The organism is Sphingopyxis sp. 550A (genome assembly GCF_053569535.1).
Genome location: NZ_CM131615.1, coordinates 811,888 through 835,379 on the forward strand (window position 1 = coordinate 811,888; position 23,492 = coordinate 835,379).

General features: G+C 67.5%; 18 protein-coding genes. 14 read left to right on the plus strand and 4 right to left on the minus strand.

What is annotated here, in order from left to right; genetic code table 11:
• Positions 1 to 2: 2 nt before the first annotated feature.
• The 13 genes from ACVENA_RS03945 to ACVENA_RS04005 all read left to right on the plus strand — a co-directional run bounded on the left by ACVENA_RS03945 (position 3) and on the right by ACVENA_RS04005 (position 19,337).
• Positions 3 to 1,397: a sulfotransferase gene (locus tag ACVENA_RS03945; protein WP_449327737.1), complete on the plus strand. Its 1,395-nt coding sequence runs from the start codon at positions 3 to 5 to the stop codon at positions 1,395 to 1,397.
• Positions 1,394 to 3,490, plus strand: a complete 2,097-nt coding sequence (locus ACVENA_RS03950) for a serine hydrolase (protein ID WP_449327738.1) — start codon at positions 1,394 to 1,396, stop codon at positions 3,488 to 3,490. The genes ACVENA_RS03945 and ACVENA_RS03950 overlap by 4 nt, the downstream gene beginning before the upstream one ends.
• The gene (locus ACVENA_RS03955; RefSeq protein WP_449327739.1) at positions 3,481 to 4,656 is read left to right on the plus strand and encodes an MFS transporter; all 1,176 of its coding nucleotides are present in this window, start codon (positions 3,481 to 3,483) and stop codon (positions 4,654 to 4,656) included. The genes ACVENA_RS03950 and ACVENA_RS03955 overlap by 10 nt, the downstream gene beginning before the upstream one ends.
• A 25-nt stretch (positions 4,657 to 4,681) precedes the next feature.
• Positions 4,682 to 5,962 (plus strand): 4-aminobutyrate--2-oxoglutarate transaminase, encoded by a 1,281-nt coding sequence (gabT, locus tag ACVENA_RS03960; RefSeq protein WP_449327740.1) that lies wholly within the window; start codon positions 4,682 to 4,684, stop codon positions 5,960 to 5,962.
• The gene (locus ACVENA_RS03965) at positions 5,959 to 7,419 is read left to right on the plus strand and encodes an NAD-dependent succinate-semialdehyde dehydrogenase (RefSeq protein WP_449327741.1); all 1,461 of its coding nucleotides are present in this window, start codon (positions 5,959 to 5,961) and stop codon (positions 7,417 to 7,419) included. Before gabT ends, ACVENA_RS03965 begins: the two co-directional genes overlap by 4 nt.
• Positions 7,420 to 7,596: 177 nt before the next feature.
• Positions 7,597 to 9,987 (plus strand): TonB-dependent receptor, encoded by a 2,391-nt coding sequence (locus tag ACVENA_RS03970; protein ID WP_449327742.1) that lies wholly within the window; start codon positions 7,597 to 7,599, stop codon positions 9,985 to 9,987.
• Positions 9,988 to 10,058: 71 nt separating this feature from the next.
• Complete coding sequence (locus tag ACVENA_RS03975) at positions 10,059 to 11,810, plus strand: hypothetical protein (RefSeq protein WP_449327743.1); 1,752 nt, start codon at positions 10,059 to 10,061, stop codon at positions 11,808 to 11,810.
• Positions 11,811 to 11,924: 114 nt separating this feature from the next.
• Positions 11,925 to 12,842, plus strand: a complete 918-nt coding sequence (locus tag ACVENA_RS03980) for a hypothetical protein (RefSeq protein WP_449327744.1) — start codon at positions 11,925 to 11,927, stop codon at positions 12,840 to 12,842.
• Positions 12,843 to 12,852: 10 nt separating this feature from the next.
• A complete protein-coding gene (locus ACVENA_RS03985) occupies positions 12,853 to 13,530 on the plus strand; it encodes a fumarylacetoacetate hydrolase family protein (protein WP_449327745.1) in 678 nt (225 codons plus the stop codon).
• Between the two features lie 96 nt (positions 13,531 to 13,626).
• Positions 13,627 to 15,255: a thiamine pyrophosphate-binding protein gene (locus tag ACVENA_RS03990; protein WP_449327746.1), complete on the plus strand. Its 1,629-nt coding sequence runs from the start codon at positions 13,627 to 13,629 to the stop codon at positions 15,253 to 15,255.
• Positions 15,252 to 16,694, plus strand: coding sequence for an aldehyde dehydrogenase family protein (locus tag ACVENA_RS03995; protein ID WP_449327747.1), 1,443 nt, complete (start codon positions 15,252 to 15,254; stop codon positions 16,692 to 16,694). Before ACVENA_RS03990 ends, ACVENA_RS03995 begins: the two co-directional genes overlap by 4 nt.
• A complete protein-coding gene (kynU, locus tag ACVENA_RS04000) occupies positions 16,684 to 17,931 on the plus strand; it encodes a kynureninase (protein ID WP_449327748.1) in 1,248 nt (415 codons plus the stop codon). Before ACVENA_RS03995 ends, kynU begins: the two co-directional genes overlap by 11 nt.
• Before the next feature lie 23 nt (positions 17,932 to 17,954).
• Complete coding sequence (locus ACVENA_RS04005) at positions 17,955 to 19,337, plus strand: amino acid permease (RefSeq protein ID WP_449327749.1); 1,383 nt, start codon at positions 17,955 to 17,957, stop codon at positions 19,335 to 19,337.
• Here the strand turns inward: ACVENA_RS04005 and ACVENA_RS04010 are convergent.
• Complete coding sequence (locus tag ACVENA_RS04010) at positions 19,289 to 20,281, minus strand: LysR family transcriptional regulator (RefSeq protein WP_449327750.1); 993 nt, start codon at positions 20,279 to 20,281, stop codon at positions 19,289 to 19,291. The two genes, ACVENA_RS04005 and ACVENA_RS04010, sit on opposite strands and share 49 nt — an antisense overlap.
• 192 nt (positions 20,282 to 20,473) lie before the next feature.
• Between ACVENA_RS04010 and ACVENA_RS04015 the strand changes: the two genes are divergently transcribed.
• On the plus strand, positions 20,474 to 21,550 hold the full coding sequence (locus ACVENA_RS04015; protein ID WP_449327751.1) for an amidohydrolase family protein: 1,077 nt from the start codon (positions 20,474 to 20,476) through the stop codon (positions 21,548 to 21,550).
• Between the two features lie 227 nt (positions 21,551 to 21,777).
• Here the strand turns inward: ACVENA_RS04015 and ACVENA_RS04020 are convergent, their stop codons facing one another.
• The 3 genes from ACVENA_RS04020 to ACVENA_RS04030 form a co-directional block, all read right to left on the minus strand.
• Positions 21,778 to 22,224 carry a VOC family protein gene (locus ACVENA_RS04020; RefSeq protein ID WP_449327752.1) on the minus strand — a complete coding sequence of 149 codons (447 nt, stop codon included), beginning with the start codon at positions 22,222 to 22,224 and terminating at the stop codon, positions 21,778 to 21,780.
• 12 nt (positions 22,225 to 22,236) lie between these two features.
• Positions 22,237 to 23,040: an aspartate dehydrogenase gene (locus tag ACVENA_RS04025; RefSeq protein WP_449327753.1), complete on the minus strand. Its 804-nt coding sequence runs from the start codon at positions 23,038 to 23,040 to the stop codon at positions 22,237 to 22,239.
• 176 nt (positions 23,041 to 23,216) lie between these two features.
• The gene (locus tag ACVENA_RS04030) at positions 23,217 to 23,489 is read right to left on the minus strand and encodes a hypothetical protein (RefSeq protein WP_449327754.1); all 273 of its coding nucleotides are present in this window, start codon (positions 23,487 to 23,489) and stop codon (positions 23,217 to 23,219) included.
• Positions 23,490 to 23,492: the final 3 nt, after the last annotated feature.

Consider the following 23,492-nt stretch of genomic DNA (forward strand, 5'->3'; position numbering starts at 1 on the left):
CGATGACGGCCCGGCCCGCCGCCTCCGCCGCCCGCGACCTTTCCGGCGATTTCGACGCCGGGCTGGCACGGGCGCGGGAAGCGGCGGTGCGGGGCCGCTATGGCGAGGCGCGCGCGGTCCTCGCCGCGATCGAGGAACTGGCGTGGGACGACGCCCATGCCTTGCGCTGCCTCGCCGAATATCACGGGCATATGAACCGGCCGGTCGAGGCCGAACGCTGCTGCGCGCGGGCGGTCGAACTGGCGCCGGACGACGGCCGCGCGCGCTACGACCTTGCCGCTGCCTCGATCGCGCTCGGCCGGATCGACGCGGCGGAAGCGCATTTCGACCGCGTGATCGCCGCGGACCCGCGCGACTGGGACGCCTGGGCCAACCGCTCGACGCTGCGCCGCGCGACCGCGGACAATAATCATGTGGCGGCGCTTGAAAACGCGCTGGCAGCGACGGGGAGCGATGCCGAGGCGCGCATCGCGCTCGGTCATGCGCTGGCGAAGGAACTCGAGGATCTCGGCGACCATGGCCGGGCGTTCGCGGCGCTGAAAGCGGCGGCCGATGCGCGGCGGGCGCGGCTGTCCTATCGCGTCGCCGACGACGTCGACACGATGGCGGCAATCGCCGATGCCTTTTCGGTCGCACGCCTGCGAGCCGCGCCGCCGCCGTCCGCCGAACCGGGACCGATCTTCGTCCTCGGCCTGCCGCGCAGCGGGACGACGCTAGTCGACCGCATCCTGTCGTCGCACAGCCAGGTCGCGAGCCTCGGCGAGATTCAGGATTTCGCGCTCGCGCTGATCGAGGGCGCGGGGCAGGCGCGCGACAAGGCCGACCTCATCCGCCGCAGCGCCGCGATGGACCATGTTGCGCTCGGCCGCGCCTATCGGTCGCGCATCGCCGAGCGCGATCCCGGCGCGCCTTTCGCGATCGACAAGACGCCGCTCAATTTCCTCTACATCGGGCTGATCGTGCTCGCGCTGCCCGACGCGCGTATCGTTCACGTCCGGCGCGGGGCGATGGATGGCTGCTATGCGATGTACAAGACGCTGTTCCGCATGGGCTATCCCTTCAGCTACGATCTCGGCGACCTCGCCGCCTATCGCATCGCCTATGAGCGACTGATGGCGCATTGGCGCGATGCCTTGCCCGGCCGAATGATCGAGATCGATTATGAAGCGCTGATCGCCGATCAGGAGGGCGAGAGCCGCCGGCTGGTCGCGGCGTGCGGGCTCGCCTGGGAAGACGCCTGCCTCGATTTCCACCGCAACCCCGCCCCCGTGGCGACCGCGAGCGCCGTGCAGGTGCGCGCGCCGATCCATGATCGTTCGGTCGGCCTCTGGCGGCGCTATGCGGAGGGGCTCGCGCCGCTCGCCGATGCGCTCGGCAAGGCGGGTATTGCGCTGTGAGATATGGACTGCTCGCCCTGATCGCGCTCGCAGCGCCCGGCAGCGCATCTGCCGAGGAATTGCTGCGCAGCGATTTTCAGCAGGGCAGCGCCGATCCGTGGCGCGCGGCGGGTGCGGGCGATGTGCGGCTGACGAGTTTCGCGGGCAATGTCTCGATGCGCCTCACCGCCGGGGCGAGCGCCGAGGTCGCAGTGCCGGTCGAAGGCAAGCGCCGCCTTTTTGCGACCGTGAAGATCGCTGCCGATGCGCTCAGCGACGACGCGACCTGCACGGCCGAAGCCTCGCGCGACGGCGGCGCGACCTGGGCGCCGATCCTGTCGGTCGGCAAAGCGCGCGCCGATGCGGTGACGCTGTGGCCGGGCGGGCAGGCGCTCGCCGAGGGTGATGGCGGGCTGCGGCTCCGCCTGTCGGCGCGGGGCGAGCGCGCGACCTGCTGGTTCGACGATGTGGTGGTGACGGGCCTCGCCAAGGCCGAGGTTTCGGACACAAGGCAGGCGCTCGGCCGCGCCGCGTTGCAGGCGGGCGAGGGCTTCGACAGCCCGGTCGACCTGTCGGCCTTCTCCCCCGCCGCCGATGCTGCGACCCCGCAAGCGAGTTTTGCGGGCCGCCTTCATCTGGCGGGCGGGCCGATGGCGGGGTTCCGCCTGATCGTCGAAGAAAAGGGCTATGAGCGCGGCGACACAATCCGTTCGCTGCCCGCTCTCGACCTCGATCTCGTCCAGCACGGCGAGGCGCTGATCCCCGCGCAGCGGGGGCTGATCGCATCGACCCATCCCGACTGGAACTGGATCGTCGAGCCGGGTCGCGTCTGGTCCGAAGCCGGCGATGGCGGACTGACCCGCGCCGCGCTGCCCTTCGCGCTGCAGGAGCGGGGCGCCAATTGCACGCACAACGGGATGCTGACCTTCCTGTTCGGCGCGGACGGAACGGTGAGCAAGGCCGCCTTCGAGATTGCGGGCGAGACTTGCCGCTATCGCAAGTTCGACGCCTGGGGCTTCGCTGCCGCGCGCCTTGCGCCGGGCGCAGTCCGCGACGCCGACGCGATTGTGCGGCGTCATGAGGAGGCGGTGGCGGCGCGCTTGCCGGTGCGTTCGATCGAGGAACGCCCCGATGCGCTTGCCTTCGCCACCGCGGCGGGGCCGGAGCCGACCGTCTATGGTGCGGTGGTGGACGGCGTCCATTACCGCAGCGCCTGCGCGACCCGCCACGGCGACTATCCGGCGTGCGAGGCGATCGACCTGCCGTCCTATTCGACCGCCAAGTCGGTGTTCGGCGGGGTCGCGCTGATGCGGCTCGAAAAACTCTATCCGGGTAGCGCGGGAACGGAGATCGCCGCACACGTCCCGCAATGCGCGCGCGGCTGGGCGGGGGTGACGCTCGAGCAGGCGCTCGACATGACGACCGGCCATTATCGCTCCGACGCCTATATGGCCGACGAGGACGATCCGTCGATCGCCGCTTTCTTCGAGCCCGCCGATCATGCGGCGAAGATCGCCTTTGCCTGCACCCATTATCCGCGCAAGGCGTCGCCGGGCGGCAAGTGGGCCTATCACACCTCCGACACCTATCTGCTCGGCACCGCAATGAGTGCGATCTTGCGCGCGAAGCGTGGCGCGAAGGCCGATCTCTACGACGATCTCGTCCGGCCACTGTGGGATGGTCTCAAGCTTAGCCCAACGCTGTCGACGACCCGACGCAGCGAGGATGCGGTCGCGCAGCCCTTTGTCGGTTGGGGGCTGACCTATCAGCCCGACGACATCGCCCGCCTGTCGCGCTGGCTGATGCAGGGCGCGGACGGGCAACTCGACCGGCGCCTGCTCGACGCGGCGATGCAGCGCGCGCCGCAGGGCGGCGGGCTGCCCGCGGGCTTCCCCGGCTTCCGGTACCGCGCCGGCTTCTGGACGCGCGACATGGGCGCGAAGCTCGGCTGCGCCGGATCGCTCTGGGTTCCGGCGATGTCGGGGTTCGGCGGCATTTCGGTCGCGATGCTGCCCCGCCGCGACGCGCTCTTCTACAGCTTCGGCGACAGCGATCATTGGGATTGGAGCGCGGCCGCCGTGGCGCTTGCCGGAAAGGATGCGCCATGCGGCTGACCGATACGCTGCCGAAGGTCGCGCCTGACGGCTTGCCCGCCGCGGTGCTGCTGTCCTTCCTCGCGACCGCCGGGCTTTTCTACGTCAACATCATGGCGGCGCTCGTCACCGGCCTGTCGGACGGGCTGGGGATCAAGCCCGCGAGCGCCGGGCTGATCGCGTCGGCCAATGTCTATGGCGCGGCGGTCGGGGCGCTGATCGCGGTGTTTCTCGTCCGCCGCATCCCATGGCGCGTCGCCGCGACGGCAGCGCTGGTCGGCCTGATCGCGGTCGATCTCGTCTCGACGCAGCTTGTGTCGGTGGCCGCGCTGACCGTGATCCGCGCCTGCCACGGCATGATCGGCGGGCTGCTCGTCGGGATCGCCTTTGCGGTGATCGCGCGCACCCGCTCGCCCGACCGCGTGTTCGGAATGCTGCTCGTCGTGCAGTTCGGGATCGGCGGCATCGGCCTCTGGGCGCTGCCGCCGCTGGTGCCGAACTACGGCACCGGCGTCCTCTTCCTCGCGCTCGCCGCCTTCAGCCTCGCGACGCTGGCGATGCTGCCCTTCCTGCCCGCCTATCCGGTCGCCGCCGAAAGCGCCGCGGCAGCCGAGGCGCCGCCGATCGCCCGCAAGCCGCTCGCCGCGACGCTTGCCGCCATCTTCCTGTTCCAGGCGGGCAATATGGGACTCGCCGCCTTCATCATCGGGCTTGGGCGGGGCGCCGGGCTGTCGCAGGGTTTCATCGGACCGACGCTCGCCGCCGCCAACTGGCTCGGCGCACTGGGGTCGATCCTCGTCGTCGCGATGGGCGCGCGTTTCGGCCGGGCGAAGCCGATCCTCGGCTCGATCGCGGTGACCCTGATCTTCACCGCCGCTTTCTGGTGGTCCGACCTTCCGGCCGTTTATGTCGCGGCGAACATCGGCTCGGCGATCGTCTGGGCCTTCACCATCCCCTATCTGCTCGGCCTCGCCGCCGCTTTCGACAAGGTCGGGCGGACCGCGGCGCTCGGTGGCTTCTGCTCGAAGCTCGGGCTGGCGAGCGGGCCGCTCCTGACCGGGCTGCTGCTCGATCATGGCGGCTATCCGCTGACGATCGTCGCGGCGGTGATGCTGCTCCTGCTGAGCGGGCTCGCGGCCGCATGGCCCGCGCGCCTACTCGACCGCGCGCCGCCTTCCCAAGACTGAAAACCCAAACAAACGAGGTCCCACGATGAGCAATAATGCCCTTCTTTTGTCGCGCCGTGCCGCCGCGGTCCCGCAGGGGGTCGCGAGTGCGACGCCATTGTTCGCGGCGCGCGCCGAAAATGCCGAACTGTGGGACGCCGACGGCGGCCGCTATATCGATTTCGCGGGCGGCATCGCGGTGCTCAACGTCGGCCACCGCCATCCGCGCGTGATCGCGGCGGTGCGCGACCAGCTCGACCGTTATACGCATACGGCGTTTCAGGTCGCGGCCTACGAGCCCTATGTGGAACTTTGCGAACGGCTGAACGCGCTCGCACCCTTCTCCGGTCCGGCCAAGACGATCCTTTTCACCACCGGCGCGGAAGCGGTCGAGAATGCGGTGAAGATCGCCCGCGCCGCGACCGGTCGCCCCGGCGTCATCGCCTTCGGCGGCGGCTTCCACGGCCGCACGCTGCTGACGATGGCGATGACGGGCAAGGTGCTGCCCTACAAGCGCAGCTTCGGCCCGCTGCCGGGCGAGGTGTTCCACCTGCCGTTCCCGATCGCCCATTATGGCGTGAGCGTCGAGGACAGCCTGCGCGCGCTGTCGCTGCTGTTTGCCGCCGACATCGAGCCGTCGCGCGTCGCTGCGATCATCGTCGAGCCGGTGCAGGGTGAGGGCGGCTTTCACATGGCGCCGCCCGAATTGCTCGCGGCGCTCCGTCGTCTCTGCGACGAGCATGGCATCTTGCTGATCGCCGACGAGGTGCAGACCGGCTTCGCGCGCACCGGCCGCATGTTCGGGATCGAGCATGGCGGGGTCGAACCCGACCTGATGACCGTCGCCAAGTCGCTTGCCGGCGGCTTCCCGCTATCGGGGGTGATCGGCCGCGCCGACATCATGGACGCGGCGCAGCCCGGCGGGCTCGGCGGCACTTACGCCGGCTCGCCCGTCGCCTGCGCCGCCGCGCTCGCGGTGCTCGACGTGATCGAGGAGGAGGGGCTGATCGAACGCGCGAACGCCCTCGGCGACAAGCTGCGGGCGACGCTGGAGGTTTTCGCGGCGCGCAATGATCTGCTCCCCATTGGCCATGTCCGCGGCCCCGGCGCGATGGTCGCCTTCGATCTGCTCGCGGCGCGCGGCAGCGACGAACCCGACGGCGCGGCGGCGAAGCGCGTGACGGCGCGTGCGCTCGAACTCGGCCTCGTGCTGCTGAGCTGCGGCATCCATGGCGAGACGATCCGCCTGCTGATGCCGCTCACCGCGTCCGACGCGCTGATCGACGAAGGCATGGCGATCCTCGAGAAGGCCCTGAGCGCACTATGAGCAATGTCCCGACCCTCGCCCGCCCCGACCTGCTCCGCACCGGCGCGTTCATCGGCGGCCACTGGATCGCGGGCGACCGCCGCCTCGCCGTCACCAATCCCGCGACCGGCGCGTTGATTGCCGAGGTTGCCGACACGACTCCCGCCGACACGCGCGCCGCGATCGAGGCCGCGGCGGCGGCGATGCCCGCCTGGGCGGCAACCCCCGCCAAGGCGCGCGCGGCGATCCTGCGCCGCTGGTTCGACCTGATCATGGCGAATCAGGAGGATCTCGCGCGGCTGATGACCGCCGAACAGGGCAAGCCGCTCGCCGAAAGCCGCGGCGAGATCGCCTACGCCGCCTCCTTCATCGAATGGTTCGCCGAGGAAGCGAAGCGCGCCTATGGCGATATCATCCCCGCGACCCAGAACGGCCAGCGCATCCTCGTGCTCAAGCAGCCGGTCGGCGTCGTCGCCGCGATCACGCCGTGGAATTTCCCCGCCGCGATGATTACCCGCAAGGTCGGCCCGGCGCTCGCCGCGGGCTGCGCCATCGTCGTCAAACCCGCGGCGCAGACGCCGCTGTCGGCGCTCGCGCTCGCGGTGCTGGCGGAGGAGGCGGGACTGCCCGCCGGACTGCTGTCGATCGTTCCGACCAGCGATGCGCGCTGCGTGGGCGCGGAAATGACCGACAACCCGCTCGTCCGTAAACTCTCCTTCACCGGATCGACCGAGATCGGGAAGCTGCTCTATCGCCAGTCGGCCGACACGGTGAAGAAACTCGGGCTCGAACTCGGCGGCAACGCGCCCTTCATCGTCTTCGACGACGCCGATGTCGACGAAGCGGTCAGGGGCGCGATCGCCTCCAAATATCGCAACGCCGGGCAGACCTGCGTTTGCGCGAACCGGCTTTATGTGCAGGCGGGAATCCACGACGCTTTCGTCGCGAAGCTCGCCGACGCGGTGCGGGGGCTGAAGGTTGGCGACGGCGCCGACGCGGGGGTTGAGGTGGGCCCGCTGATCGAGGAAGCGGCGGTCGAGAAGGTCGAGCGCCATATCGCCGACGCGACCGCGAAGGGCGCGCGCATCGTCTGCGGCGGCCGCCGCTCGGCGCTCGGCGGCACCTTCTTCGAGCCGACCTTGCTGACCGGCGTGACCGCGGCGATGGACGTCGCGCAGGAAGAAACCTTCGGCCCGCTCGCCCCTGTCTTTCGCTTCGCGGACGAGGCCGACGTCGTCGCGCAGGCGAACGACACGCGCTTCGGCCTCGCGGCCTATTTCTATGCCCGCGACCTTTCGCGGGTCTGGCGTGTGGCAGAAGCGCTCGAATATGGCATCGTCGGGGTCAACACCGGGTTGATCTCGACCGAAGTCGCGCCCTTCGGCGGGATCAAGGAGTCGGGCCTGGGGCGCGAAGGGTCGCGCTATGGCATCGAGGATTATCTCGAAGTCAAATATGTCTGCGTCGGCGTTGCCTAACCGCTTGCAACTGCAGCCCACTTGAGCGGGCTATAATGAAACAGGAATATCGCATATTCGACAATCTATTATATCGATATAGAAAGCCCGCTAGGTTTCCCTCGTCCAATCGTTCAGGCCGGCACGGGACCTCCCGAAAGAGGACAGGATGCGTCCGGCCGCTGGGGAGGGTAGATTATGCGAATGAATCGAAACTGGCGCCGGGCCTTGCTGGTTACGGCTGCGGCCTGCGCCTTGCCGACCGTGGCGGAGGCGCAGTCGGCGCCCGCAGACAATGAAAGTGCCGGCAGCGCGGCGCTGGGCGACGATATCGTCGTGACGGCGCGCAAGCGCGAGGAGAGCCTGCAGGACGTGCCGATCTCGGTCCAGGCGTTCAGCAGCGCGGCGCTCGAACGCGCGGGGATCAAGGATTTCTCCGAAGTCGCCTATCGCGTGCCGGGTCTCAAGCTCAGTGCCGAGCGTGCGGTCGACACCGAGCTCTTCATCCGCGGCATCGGCTCGGACATCCAGGGCGCGGGCGCCGACGCGGCGGTCGGCATCTTCGTCGACGGCGTCTATCTGTCGCGCGGCACCGGGTCGCTGCTCGACCTTTATGACCTCGAGCGCGTCGAGGTGCTCAAGGGGCCGCAGGCGCTGCGCTTCGGCAAGAGCGTCGTCGGCGGCCTGATCAACTATGTCACCAAGAAGCCCGGCGATACCTTCGAGGGCCGCTTCGAGGCGACCTATGGCAATTACAACCGCCTCGACGTCGCGGCGTCGGTTCGCGGGCCGGTGTCCGACACGGTCAGCCTCGGCCTGACCGCCAGTTCGCGCACCCACGACGGCTATGCCAAGAACCTCAGCGGCGGCGACGAGGAGGACCAGAATATGCAGTCGGTGCGCGCCCAGCTTCGCTGGCAGCCCGACGCGACGCTCGATATCAATCTGTCGGCCGATTATACGCGCCATCGCGACGGCGCGCGCTGGGTCGACATCCTGATTCCCGGCGACAGCCAGGAAGTGACCTACCTCGGCTATTATGCGCCGACGATCGACAGCCTGCCGGGCTTCGTGTTGCCGAACCGCAACGCGCCGTTCAAGAGCGCCAAGCATCGCTCGGGCAACCATAATTTCACCGGTTTCCAGAACGGCGACATGTATGGGGTGAGCGGCACGATCGACTGGCAGCCAAGCGACGGGATCAGCATCACCTCGCAGACCGCCTATCGCGACAGCTCGCTCACGGCGCGCGAGGACGGGTCGGGGATGCTGTTCAACTTCCCGATCGACCCCGCAACCAACGCGCCCGACATCACCTCGGCGATGCTCGCCGGGCTCGATACCTATCTCGCCACTGTGCCCGACAGCTATTTCGACAGCGGCAAGGGTGAGGATGTGAAGCAATTCTCGCAGGAATTGCGCCTGCGCTTCGACAATGGCGGGCCGTTGCGCGTCGAGGGCGGCGTCTATTATTTGCACGAGAATATCCGCCGCGCCGAGGATGTGAACTTCCTGTTCGCCGACTATCAGGCGATCGAGGAATTCGCCTTCGCCATGGCCTATGGCGGCACGCCCGCGACGCCGTCGCCGGGGTCGAACCACACGGTCACGACGTCGAAGAACGACAATGTCGGCGTCTTTGGCGAACTCAGCTACAGCATCACCGACAAGCTGACCTTCGAGGCCGGGCTGCGCTATGCCTATGACCACAAGCGCTATTCGAACAATCGCTCGGGCGTCTCGTTCGAGGGCGAGGCGGTCAATTTCACCGTCGGCGAGACGCGGAGCTGGGACGCCTGGCTGCCGAGCGCGACGCTGCGTTTCGAGCCCAGCGACAATGTCACCCTCTACGGCCGCTATGCCAAGGGCTACAAACCCGGCGGCTGGACCGGCGAGGATGCCAACACCCCGTCCGAAGCGCTGGTGTCGTTCGATCCCGAAACCGCCGACAGCTTCGAGGTGGGCGCGAAACTGGCGCTCGCCGACCGGCGCCTGTTCATCAACGCCGCGGCCTATTATACCAACTACGACAATCTCCAGACCAACCAGTTCCTGTCGCCGGGGCCGGGGATGCCGCCCGACAATTTCGTGTTCAATGCCAAGAACGGCACGCGCGCCTATGGCCTCGAGCTCGATTTCCAGGCGCGGATCACCGATGGCTTCACCCTGTCGGGCAACTATGCCTTCTCGAAGTGCAATTTCACCGGCGAACTGATCATCGATGACGAGGGGACCGACCTCGACGGCAACACTTGCCGCCGGACGCCGAAGCATGCCTTCAACGTCGCAGCCAATCTGGAACAGCCGGTCAGCGAAGGGCTGGTGCTCGTCCTCGGCAGCGACTTCCAGTACACGGGAGCCAATTTCTTCGACAATCCGAACACGCCCATTCTGAAGTTCGATTCCGAAATCCTGCTCAATGCGCGGATCGGACTGCGCGATGCCGACGACAAGTGGGAGCTGACGGCCTGGGCGAAGAACCTGACCAACGAGCTCAACTATACGAGCAAGCTCGAATTGTTCGGGACCATCTATTCGACCTATATCCCACCGCGCACCTATGGCGTGACCGCGCGGTTCCGCTTCTGAGCATCGACGGTTCGACGGATAACGGGTCCTTCCTCTTCGGGGGAAGGACCTATGAAAAGAAAGGGTTCGCAATGAAGCGCGGGATCAGGATCATGGCGGGCGCGGCAATCGCCGCCTGTCTCGGGGCGACGGCGCTCGCCGCGGCGGACTGGGGTGCGAAGGAACCCGGTCCGGTCGACATCCGCGACCCCTGGCTCAAGGCCTGGATCGCCGCGACCCCCGACAATCCGCCGCGCCCGCCCGTTCCCGGCGCCGATTACGGCATGAACCCCGACGGCAGCTTCCGCCATCCGGTCGCGACGCCGCTCACCAATGACGCGCCGGCATTTCCCGGCCAGCTCGATCATTGGGACCAGAACAGTTACGCGAAGAATGTGAAGGTCATCGCTTTCTATCCCGCGGTGACCTCGCCCTGGCACGCATGGGCGAACATCGCCGATTTCGGCGGCAAGCGCTATCTCTACGCCCACGACCGCGACTATCTGCGCATTCTCGACGTCACCGACCCGCGCAAGGCGAAGACGGTGTGGTCGCAGGGCGGCGTATGGGGTCCGAAAGGGTCGAGCGAGGATTGGGACGCGGCGGCGGTCACCGACTATTTCGGTGGCGTCACCATCGCCTGGAACAAGACGCTCCAGCGCAACATCCTCGTCGCGTCCTACGAGATAGGCCGATTCGGCCTGATGGAGGACAAGAAGCGCGAGCCGGACAAGGTGGCCGAGCAGCGCCATTATAATTCGCTCAAGGGTTTCAAGGTCTTCGTGATGGACGGCCCGACGCCCGACAAGTGGAAGCTGATCGCGACGCGCACCACCGATTACCAGCACCCCGACGCGCCGATCGGCGAGCAGCAGGGATCGGGCGCACTCGACTCGGTGGCGTGGTGGGGCGGCAAATATATGCTGCTCTCGGCGGCGCCCGACGACAGCTATTCGGCGACCGAATATCCCGACTATCTCTATTCGCCCGGCTATCAGGTCTGGGACATGTCGGACCCGGCCGATCCGAAATTTGTTTCGCAGATCACGGTCCCGGGGCAACGGCTCGGCGACAAGGAGAGCGAGGATGCCTATCGCGCCAATCCGCGCGCGGGCAACCGGACGAGCTGGATGGGGTCGCGAACCGCGTTGCTGCTCACCAGGCCGATCGAGGACGGCGGCAAGATCGGCTTCGGCGGCATGGGCGGTCTCGGCTTCTACAGCTTCGACCTCTCCGATCCCGCGAATCCGAAGACATTGGGCCATGTGACGGTGCCGCCGAGCTATGCCGGGACCGAGTTCGACAATGTCGACATCAGCCAATACGATCGCACTGGCTTCGTGTTCGGCAACGGCTATCCGATGAACGGCAATTGCTACGAGCCGTACAAGGACATTTATTCGATCGACGCGCGCGACCCCGCGCACCCGAAGATCGCGGCGCGCTTCCCGCGCCCGACTCCGCCGAAGGACGCGGGTTTCACCGATTATTGCCAGCGCCGCGGCAGTTTCGGCCCCAAAAGGTCGGGCGGGATGGGGCAGCCCGGCGAAGTCGAGGGGGGCCAGGGGCTCGCCATCTATGCCTTCTATACCGCGGGCATCCAGATCTTCGACGTCAAGGACCCGGCGAAACCGAGCATCGCGGGCTATTTCGTGCCGCGCTTCCCGACCGACGCCGAACTGCCCGACTATGCGAAGGAAAATTCGACCTTCGCGGTGTTCACCGAATATGACCGCAAGATCATCTGGGCCTTTTCGGTGAACGGCGTCTACGCGCTGTCGAGCCCGTTGCTCGGCAAGCCCAACCTCGGCGCGCCGAAGACGGTCTGGCCCGAGCGGAAATAGAAAGTTGTTCGTCACGCCGGCGAAGGCGGGGGTCTCGCCGATGAGGTGAGACGCGAGGTCGGGATCCCGGCCTTCGCCGGGATGACGGAAGCAATGTTTTAGAAGGACAAACCGATGCGTACAGCCATGATGGCGCTGGCGGGAGCCTTGCTCCTTGCCGGATGTTCGAACGCGGCCCCCGACAAGCCGGCGGCCAAGCCCGCCGAGCCCGCGGGCGACAATATCCTCCACATCAGCTGGGGCGGCATCGCCGAGGCCGATGCGGGCGAGGCGAAGCGGCACTGGTCGACCTGGACGATCAACCTCGTCGACGGCGGCCCCGCCTATGGCTGGCTGTCCGACAAGGGAATCGCCTTGCCGCATGCGCTGAATTTCGAGCTCGCGGGCACCGGCAAGATCGACGCCGTCGCGCTCGACAACCGCTTCGAGCCGGTGGTGCGCGAGGACGGGTCGATGTCGCAGACCGCCGAGGGGTCGCCGGTGCGGCGCTTCGCGCTGCTCGGCTCGACCGCGGGACCGGATGGTCCCTATGAAACGCTGGTCGAAGGCGAGGCAAAGGCCGACGCACAGACCGTCGTCAAGCTACCGAAGCCCGCGGCGGCACGCTGGCTGCGGCTGCGCATCGACAGCAATTGGGCGGGCAGCGGCCAGACGCGGCTTTCGGACCTCGCGGTCCTCGGCACGCTCGATCAGCGCGGCGGCGCGGCCATCGCCGAGGCCGGCGGCATTTACAGTCACGAATATGGCCCGATCCTGCTGCGGCAAAAGGGGAATGAGGTCTTCGGCTGTTATAACGACGGGCTCGGCACGCTGCGCGGCACGGTCTTCGGGCGGATCATGCGGCTCGCCTGGTATTCGAAGGCGGAAGGCAGCATCGGCGCGGCGACGCTGGTCGCGGCGAACGGCAAGCTCTATGGCTTCTGGTATCGCCCCGAAGACAGGATGGGCAGCCCGTGGAATGCGGTGAGGGAAAGCGGCCTCGAAGGCGCCGACCTCGGCAAATGCCGCGCGGCGCTCTATCCGCCAGCCTGAGGATTTGCCCATGCGTTTCGATGTCCCCGCTCCCACCGCCGAAATCGTCGGAAGCGGCGAGCGTTTTCCCGTCCGCCGGATATTCTGCGTCGGCAAGAATTACGCCGACCACGCGCGCGAGATGGGCGGCGATCCGACGCGCGAGCCGCCCTTCTTCTTCTCGAAGCCCGCCGATGCGCTGGTGGCGGGGACGGCCGATATCGCAATGCCGCCGCGCACCGCCAATCTGCATCACGAGATCGAGCTCGTCGTGGCGCTCGCGAAGGGTGGCGCGAATATCGCGTCCGACGAGGCGGCGGATTGCATCTTCGGCTATGCCGTCGGCAACGACCTGACCCGCCGCGATTTGCAGGCCGACGCCAAGACCGGCGGGCGGCCGTGGGACATGGCGAAGGGCTTCGACCATAGCGCCGTCCTCTCGCCGATCCGCCTCGCCAGCGAGATCGGCCATCCGTCGAGCGCGCGTATCTGGCTGTCGGTGAGTGGCGAGCTGCGGCAGTACGGCGACATCGTCGACATGATCTGGCCGGTCGCCGACATCATCGCCGAGCTGTCCACCTATGTCGAACTCAAGCCTGGCGACCTCATCTATACCGGCACCCCCGCGGGCGTCGGCCGCCTCGTGGCGGGCGATGTCGTTGAGGGCGGGATCGACGGCATCGGCACGATCGCGAACCGCTTCCTATAACTGGTTCGCCATATCATCGCGGGCATTTGATATTATTTGTGTATGGCGCCCGCGCCTAATCGGGGTGCGACTGCACTCTCGCATGAAGGATCGCGCATGACATCGACCACAGTGGCCCGCAACGTCGTGACGGGGCTGCGCGACTTGGGTGTGCGCCATATCTTCGGCGTGCCGAGCGGCGGCTGGGTCGACTATATGGAGGCGATCCGCACCACCGACGGCATCGATTTCGTGCTGACCAGCCACGAGGGCGGAGCGGGCTTCATGGCCGATGTGTGCGGGCGGCTGACCGGGGTGCCGGGGGCCTGCTTCGGCACCTTCGGGCCGGGCGCCACCAACCTTGCGACCGGAGTGGGCGGCGCGACGCTCGACCGTTCGCCGATGATCGCGCTGACCGACGAAATGCCCGCGCCGCTGCGCGGCCGCACGGTGCAGATGGCGATCGATCATCAGGCGCTGTTCGCGCCGCTGACCAAGGCGACGATGCGGATCGCGGCCGACAGCGCCGTCGACACGCTGGCCGAGGCGGCGCGTATCGCACTGTCGGGTCGCCCCGGTGCCGTGCACGTCGGGCTGCCGCAGGGAATGAGCGCGGAGGCGGTCGAGGCCGCGACGATCGGCGCGGTCGCCGCCGACCCGCTGCCGCTGCCCGATGCCGCCGCGATCGACGCGCTCGTCGCCGCCTTCGCCGCCGCCGAAAGGCCGGTGCTCGCGATCGGTCTCGGCGCCGTCCACGCACAGGCGCAGGATCGCATCGTCGCGCTCGCCGAGCGGTTCGGCCTGCCGGTGCTGCTGACCCCGATGGCAAAGGGCATGGTGCCGGAGGATCATCCCAATTACGCCGGCGTCCTCTTTCACGCGCTGTCCGACAGGGTCGGACTCACCCATGCCGAGGCCGATCTGGTCGTCGCGGTCGGTTATGACCCGATCGAGTTCAATTACGAAAGCTGGATGAAGGACGGGCTCGCGCTCGCCAGCGTCGACGTCGCGCCCGCCGACATCGATCGCGCCAAGCATCCGGTCGCCGCCGAGGTCGTCGGTGCGATCGCGCCCGCGCTCGACGCGCTGTTCGCGCTGCCCGCCGAAACCAAGGGCTGGGATCTCGCCGCGCTCGGCGAGCGCAAGGCGGCGATGTTCGCGAAGCTCGCGGGGCCGGGCGGGCGCTTCGGGCCCTGCGCGGCGCTCGACGTGCTCCGCGACGTCCTCCCCGACGACGGCATCATGACCTGCGATGTCGGTGCGCACACCCATCTGATCGGCCAGCATTGGCGCACGCCCCGACCGGGGACGCAGATCATGACCAACGGCTGGTCGGCGATGGGCTTCGGACTGCCCGCCGCGATCGCCGCGAAGCTCTGCCGCCCCGATACCCCGGTGTGCTGCGTCGTCGGCGACGGCGGCTTTCTGATGACCGTCGGCGAGCTCGCGACCGCGGTGCGCGAGAAATTGCCGATCGTGATCGTTGTCTTCACCGACAACGACCTCGCGCTGATCCGTATCAAGCAGGAAAAGAAGGCGAACCCCATCTATGGCACTCCGGTGCGTGCCGAGGGCACGATCGGCGGTCCGTCGCTGTTCGGCGTTCCCGTCACGGTCGCGCGCGACCCCGCCGAGTTCCGCGCCGCGCTCAATGCGGGTTTCGCGGCCGATGGCCCGGTGATCGTCGAGGCGCTGCTCGACAGCCGCGAATATGACGCGCTGGTGCTGCGCAAGGACAAGCCATGATGCATGTCGCGGTCGATACCGGCCGGTCGCTCCTGATCGGCGGCCGCTGGGAAGCGGCGGCCGAGACGATGCCGGTGGTCAACCCATGGTCGGGCGAAGCGCTTGGCGCGGTCGCCTGCGCCGATGCGAGCCATGTCGATCGCGCGGTGGCGAGCGCTCTGCGCGGCGCCGAGGCGATGCGTGACCTGTCGACCGGCGAACGGTCGTGCATCCTCCACGCCGCCGCGACGGCGCTCGCGGCCGATGCCGAGCGCTTCGCCGCCGCGATCACCGCCGAGACCGGCAAGCCGATCCGCGCCGCGTCGCGCGAGGTGGCGCGCGCGGTCAACACGCTCCGCCTCTCGGCCGAGGAAGCGGTACGGCTCGCGGGCGAGACGATCGCCTTCGACAGCTTTCCGGGCGGCGAGGCGCGGTCGGGTCATTATGTCCATGAACCCGTCGGGGTGATCGCGGCGATCACGCCGTTCAACGATCCGCTCAACCTCGTCTGCCATAAGCTCGGCCCCGCCTTCGCCGCGGGCAATGCGGTGGTGCTCAAGCCCGCCGAGCAGGCGCCGCTCGTGGCTGTGATGCTCGCGAAACTGCTGCTCGCGGCGGGATTGCCCGCCGAGGCGCTGAACCTCCTCACCGGGCGCGGGCGCGATTTCGGCGATGCGCTGACCGGGCATGGCGACGTGGCGATGGTCAGCTTCACCGGCGGCGCCAACGTCGGCCAGGCGATCTGCCGCTCGGCGGGGGTCAAGCGCGTCGCGATGGAACTCGGTGGCAACGGCCCGGTTATCGTGATGGACGATGCCGATGTCGAAAAGGCCGCCGCCGCCTGCGTCGCGGGCGCGTTCGGCGCGGCGGGGCAGAATTGCATCGGCGTCCAGCGCCTCTACGTCCACGATGCCATCTATGACGCTTTTCGGGAGGCGCTGATCGCTGCCACCGAGGCGTTGCGCGTCGGCGATCCGATGGACCCGGATACGGATGTCGGGCCGATGATCGGCGGCGACGAAGCGGCGCGCATCCTCGCCTGGGCCGACGAAGCCGTCGCGCGCGGCGCCACCCTGCTCGCGGGCGGCGAGCGTGCCGGGGCGCTGGTGCGACCGACTGTGCTCGCCGGCGTCCCCGACGACGCGCGCGTCGCCTGCCACGAAGCCTTTGGCCCTGTGGTCAGTCTGTTCCGCTTCGACGAGCTCGACGAAGCCATCGACGCCGCCAACCGGGCCGACTATGCGATCCACGCCGCCATCTTCACCGAATCGCTCGGGCACGCGCGCCACGCGGCGCGGTGGCTGCGCGCGGCGGGGGTGATGATCAACGATTCGACCGATTACCGCCTCGACGCCATGCCTTTCGGCGGTGCGGGGCGAGGGAATATGGGCCGCGAGGGCGTGCGCTTCGCCGCGCGCGAAATGTCGCAGACGAAGGTGATTTGTTTCCATGACGCTTGATACTCTCGACCGCGCCGCCTGCCTGGGCATGGACGCCGCCGACCCGCTCGCACCGCTCCGCGCCCGCTTCGACCTGCCCGAAGGGATGATCTATCTCGACGGCAATTCGCTGGGCGCGATGCCGAAGGGCGCGGCAGCGCGCGCCCACGAGGTGGTGACGCGCGAATGGGGCACCGACCTTATCAAAAGCTGGAATAGCGCGGGCTGGTTCGACCTGCCGGTGCGCCTCGGCGACAAGCTCGCGCCGCTGCTCGGCGCGGCGCCGGGCGAGGTGGTCGTCTGCGATTCGACGAGCCAGAATCTGTTCAAGCTGCTGTCGGCCGCGGTCGCGCTGCGCCCCGACCGCCGCGTGCTGATCCTCGAAGGCAGCAATTTCCCCACGAACAATTATATCGCTGAGGGCGTCGCCGCGGCGACCGGCGGGCGCGTCGAAGTGCGGCTCTGCGAAAAGGACGAGATTGCGGACGCGATCGACGAAGAGACGATCGCGGTCGCGATCACCCATGTCCATTACAAGTCGGGCCATGTCCACGACATGGCGGCGATCACCGCGCGCGCGCAGGCGGCGGGGGCGCTCGCGATCTGGGATCTGTGCCACAGTGCCGGGGCGATGCCCGTGGACCTCAACGGCTGCAATGCCGATTTCGCGGTCGGCTGCACCTATAAATATCTGAACGGCGGCCCCGGCTCGCCCGCCTTCCTGTTCGCGGCGAAGCGGCATCAGGGGCAGGCGCTCCAGCCCGTCACCGGCTGGTGGGGCCATGCCGCGCCCTTCGCTTTCGAGCCCGGCTACCGCCCGCAGCATGACATCCGCCAATTCCTGATCGGCACCCAGCCGATCGTGTCGATGGCGCTCGTCGAGGTCGGGCTCGACATCCACCTCGCCGCCGACATGGGCGCGATCCGCGCCAAGTCGATGGCGCTCACCGACCTCTTCATCCGCCTCGTCGAGACGCGCTGCGCCGGGCACGGCTTCACGCTCGCCTCGCCGCGCGACGCGGCGGCGCGCGGCAGCCAGGTGTCCTTCGCGCACGCCGACGGCTATCCGATCATGCGCGCGCTGATCGCCGCCGGGGTGATCGGCGACTTCCGCGCCCCCGACACGGTGCGCTTCGGCTTCACGCCGCTCTATGTCGGCTATGCCGACGTGTGGGACGCGGTCGACCGGCTGGTGGCGATCATGGACGGCGGCATCTGGAAATTGCCCGAGCATCAGGTCCGCGACGCGGTCACATGAGCGGCAGGGGAGGGGACGCAAACATGGACGAACAGGCCTATCTTGACCGCGAGGCCGGGCTCGAACGTGGGCTCAGCAAGGCGCAGATCATCATGATCGGCCTCGGCGGCGCGATCGGCACCGGCCTGTTCATGGGATCGGGGATCGCGATCGGCTATGCCGGGCCGGGCGTGCTCGTCAGCTATGCGATCGCGGCGCTGGTCGCGGTGATCATGGTGTTCAGCCTCTCCGAAATGGCGGTCGTCCACCCGACCGCGGGCTCGTTCGGCACCTATGCCGAAATCTACCTCGGGCCGATGATGGGCTTCATCGTCCGCTATACCTATTGGATCCAGCAGGTGCTGCTGATCGGCAGCGAGGCGGTCGCGGTCGGCATCTATATGGGCTGGTGGTTTCCCGACACGCCAGTGTGGATGTGGGCGCTCGGCAGCGCCGCCACCGTCGTCTGGGTCAACACGCGCGCGGTGCATAATTTCGGCTCGGTCGAATATTGGCTGACCGTGATCAAGGTGTCGGCGATCGTCGCCTTCATCGTCGTCGGGCTCAGCCGCATCTTCGGCGTCGTCGGCGATCCAGTGGGGCTCCACAATGTCACCGGGCTCGCGGGCGGCTTCCTGCCCAACGGCTTTTCGGGCGTCTGGCTGGCGGTGCTGATGGCGCTCTTCTCCTTCATGGGGCTCGAGTTCGTCGTCGGCACCGCGAGCGAGGCGAAAGACCCCAAGGTCGCAATCCCCGCCGCGCTCAGGACGATGGCGGCGCGGCTGTTCCTCTTCTACATCCTCGCGCTGTTCATCATCGTCGCCTTCCTGCCGTGGACGGAGTCGGGCGCGAAGGTCGTCACCGAAAGCCCGTTCGTGAAGATGTTCGCGAGCGCGGGCATCCCCTATGCCGCGGGCCTCATGAACTTCGTCGTCGCGACCGCGGCGCTGTCGGCGATGAACACCAGCATCTATCTGGGCTCGCGGATGCTCTTCTCGCTCGCGCGCGGCGGCTATGCGCCGCGAAAGCTGGGCGAGCTCAACGCGCAACATGTGCCGATGCGCGCGACGATCGTCACCGGCATCGGCATCCTCGCCGCCGCCTCGCTGTCGATCCTGACTCCGCTCGCTTATAATTATCTCTTCGGCATCGTGCTGTTCGGCGGGCTGCTCGTCTGGAGCGCGATCCTCGTCAGCCATTTGCGCTTCCGCCGCAAACATCGTGCGGCCGACCTGCCGGTGCGGATGCCCTTCTTCCCCTATGCGCAGATACTGGGACTGGGATTGCTCGGCGCAATCACGGTGACGATGGCGATCGACGCCGACTGGCAGGTCGCGGTGTTCGCGGGCGGGCCGTGGCTGGTGCTGATCACCGCCGCTTACTTCGTCTGGCGGTGCGTCGCGGCGGGGTCGGCGAGGACCTCCTGATCCTGACCCAGTTCGTCCCGGATCTCCGCGGCGACCTCGTGAACGACGCCCATGAAATAGGCGGCGGCGGCCGATAGCTCGACGTTCGCATGCGTCGTCGCGCCGATCCGCGAACCCGCGCCCTCCAGCGTCACCGGCAGCGCGACCAGCCCCGCCTGGCCGAGCCCGACCTGATGCGGCATCGCGGCGAGCATGTCGGTGCTGACCAGCAGCGCATGGTTGGTCAGGATCGACACCGATTCGATCACGTCGCGCGGCGGTTCCAGCCCTTCGTGGCGAAAGGCATGGTCGATCTGACGACGCAGCGACGTCTGCGTCGGCGGCATGACCCACGCCTGCTCGACCAACTCGGCAAGGGTGAGCGAAACGCGCGCCGCCAGCGGATGCCCCTCGCGCACCATGATGGACACCGTGTCGAGATAAAGCACCTCCTGCTTCAGCCCCTCGCGCTCGCGATATTCGGGCAGGCGGCCGAGCACGACATCGATGTCGCCGGTGCGCAGCCCCGGCATCAGCCGGTCGATCGTTCCCTCGGCGACCGTGACCGCGATCCCCGGCCGCCGTTCGCGGAGGAGCGCAAGCGCGCGCGGCAGCAGTGACGTCGACGCCGCGAGCAAGGTCCCGACATGGACGCGTCCCGACAATCCCTCCTCGAGCGATTGCAATTCCTCGCTCGCGTGGCGAAGCTGGGCGAGGATCAGCTTGGCGTGCTTGATCATCACCGCGCCGAAATCGGTCGGGCTGACCCCGCGCGACGAGCGCTCGAACAACTGGACGCCGAGCGCGTCCTCCAGCTCCTTGATGCTCTTGGTCGCGGCAGGCTGCGCGATGTTCAGCGCCTGCGAGCCCTTCAAAACGGTCCCCTCGTCGGCGATGGCGGTGAGCAGGCGGAGCTGGCGCAGCTTCAACCGGCTCAGCAGGAAATTCTCGTGAAATTTAGGCATGATGATCCTCCGCCATGCTCTGGCTTCGGCAACGGCCCGCTCCCCCACCCGACCTCCCATGGGCTATTATCATCGGGGAGGCCGGGTGGGGGGAGCGGGCCGGTGCCACTTCTGTTTGGATATAGCCGTTTTGTAATAGCTAGGGCAAGTCTCGGGATTATTGTTGATAGCTGACCCTCGTTACTCAACCGCATGGCCCGCGCGCTTCGGCGCGCCGCGGCAAGGCGAAATGGCGAGGATGCGGCGACAATCATGATGGACGAGGGTGCGACACAGGCGGCCGTGATCGACATGCACAGCCACTTCTTTCCCGCGATGGATGCCGCCTATCGCGCGCGCGCCGAGGCCGAAGGTCTGCCCTGGCTGCGGGACGATGGTGCGGGCAAGGGCTTCATCATGCAGGGTGCGAAGACGTTTCGCCCGGTCGAGGATATTTTGTGGGATCCCGCGCGGCGCGTCGAGGCGCTCGACGAGCAGGGGATCGATCTTCAGATCATCTGCGCCACGCCGATCATGTTCGGTTACAGCCGCCCGGCGGAGCAGGCGCTCGAATGCGCCAGGCGCTTCAACGATGCGGCGCTCGATTTTTGCGGCCACGCGCCCGGGCGGATGAAAGCGCTCGCGCAGGTGCCGCTGCAGGACATCGACCTGTCGTGCGCCGAGGTCAGCCGCGCGATAGAGGCGGGACATCTCGGCGTCCAGATCGGCAACCATATGGGGCTGCGCAATCTCGACGACGAAGGCATTTTGACCTTCCTCACCCATTGCGCGGAGGTTGGCGCGGCGGTACTCGTCCACCCGTGGGACATGATGGCGCGCGAGCGGATGCCCAAATATATGCTGCCCTGGCTCGTCGCGATGCCGGCCGAGACGCAGCTTTCGATCCTGTCGCTGATCCTGTCGGGCGCGTTCGAGCGCCTGCCCAGAAGCCTGCGCATCTGCTTCGGCCACGGCGGCGGCAGCTTCGCCTTCCTGCTCGGCCGGGTCGAAAATGCGTGGAAGCATCGCGACATCGTTCGCGTCGACTGCCCGAACCCGCCCTCGTCCTATGTCGATCGCTTCTTCGTCGATTCGGCGGTGTTCGACCCGCGCGCGCTCAGCCTGCTCGTCGACGTGATGGGCGAGGACCGCATCCTGCTCGGCTCCGACCATCCCTTTCCGCTCGGCGAACAGGACATCGGCGCGCTGGTGCGCGAGCATGGCGGCCTGTCGCCGGCGCAGAAGGCGAAGATCTTCAGCGGCAACGCGCGGACGTTCCTGAACCTGTAGCCATCGTCGGCATTGGGGTAGGAAGCGGTTGTTTCCCAACATTCGTCATTCCCGCGAAAGCGGGAACCCAGAGCATGCGTCGGCTGACCCCACACTGGGTTCCCGCTTTCGCGGGAATGACGAAGTGAGGAGGATGCAGCGCGTTTTCCATGCATCTTCGTCAAATCAAAAAAGGCCGCCGAAGCGATGGGCTTCGGCGGCTTTCGTCTGTCAGGATGGCTGCGATTTCACGCTGCCGGCGGTGTACCCTTGAAGCTCTCGGTGCCCGCCCAGCCGCGCTCGGAGACGTCGACCATGACATTCTCCGGCCCCGCCATCTTGTATTCGGCATTGTCCTTCGCGGGATTCTTGCCGAGGCCCTGCGCCAGGTTGACGTCGTGGCGCGGGGCATAGCCCGAATTCTCGAAGCGCTCGACGACGTCGGCGATATCATCGCACTGGAAGCCGATGTGATGGAGGCCGGTATAGCCCTCGGGGAACTCCATCCCCGCGGCGGGGCGGTTCTTGAAGCAGAGCAGGGCGATGTTGATGTGGCCGTCGGTGACATAATAGCCGCGCGCGTTGCGGCTGTCGATCTTGCCGGCGACGGTCCAGCCGAGGACGTCGGTGAAGAAGCCGACCGAATTGTCGGGGTCGGCGGAGGCGATCGCCACATGGCGGAGGCGGGTGGTCATCAGGAAACCTTTCTATGTTCCGATACGAATGGGGCTGACGAGATCGTTCAGCGCCGCGACGATGCTCTGCGCAGTGATGCGGCCGGTGCCGGGATTTTCGTCGGTCGGGATATTCTGAATCCCGAGTTCGAGCCGCGCGCTGTCCGAATCGACGACGATGCGGTGGGTATTGCGTTCGAGCGCCGGGTCGGCCCAGATTTCGAGCCGGGTGCGTTCGGGGCCGACGCCCGCAAGGCCGAGCGCCGCCGCGACGTTGACGTTGGCCGGAAAAGCGATCGCGCCCTCGCGCGCATTGCCCTCGAAGATCTTCAGCGGCTCGGTGATCGCGGTCAGGTCGATCTTGTTGCGCACGATATGCTCGGCCTTGATCAGTGATTTGACCGGCTTGCGCGTCACCATCGTCACCGAATGGATCGTGCCGATCGCCGCCGCGCGCACCGCGTCGAGCCCGAGCAGCGCGCCGGTCGCGAGGATCAGGCGGCCGCCGTGCGTACGAGCTAGGTCGGTGGCTTCGGGCCATTGCATCAGCGCTGCGCCGCTGACCGTGACGAGCGTCTTGCCGGCGCGGAGCGTCGCTTCGGCGATCTCGCGGAAGGCGGCGGTCGGCGCGCTGTCGACGATCACGTCGGACAGGGCGACGAGCTCGGTGGTGTCGACGATCGGAACCGGGCGTGCGAGCTTCGCCATCGCCGCCTCGGCGCGTGCGCGGTCGCCTGCGGACACCGCCGCGAGCGTCAGCGGCAGGTCGCTCGCTTCGATATGGCGCGCGACGACGCGGCCGATGGTGCCGAAACCGGCGATGCCAATGCTCTTCATATCCGCCGCGCTACGGCGTCGCTGTTATATGCGATAATATCGATTGTCCGGCCCGCTATCTCTGAACGGATATAGAGATGCCGATCGGCTGGAGCGCAATCATGCTCGATGGAATCGTCATCCCGGCCTTCGCCGGGATGACGGTGGGGGAAGCGCGGCGTTTCCGTCTGAGCTGATCATCCTCTGGCTATGTATTTTTGGTTATAGGTGGCCGCATTTTCTATCTTTGACTGCATATCGTCCGCCCCGCACAAGCAGGACTGCATTTTGGGGGAGCCATGCAGGCGTTTTTGAAACCGGAACGGGAACCAGTCGCGGCGGCGCGGATGCCGATCCGGGCCTTCGGGTGAAATGCGATGGCCGATGTCTCCCTCGACCGTCGCACCGCGCTGGCGGCGATCGGCGCCGGCTTTGCATTCGGCTGCGCCGCGCCCGGCTTCGCGCGCCATTTT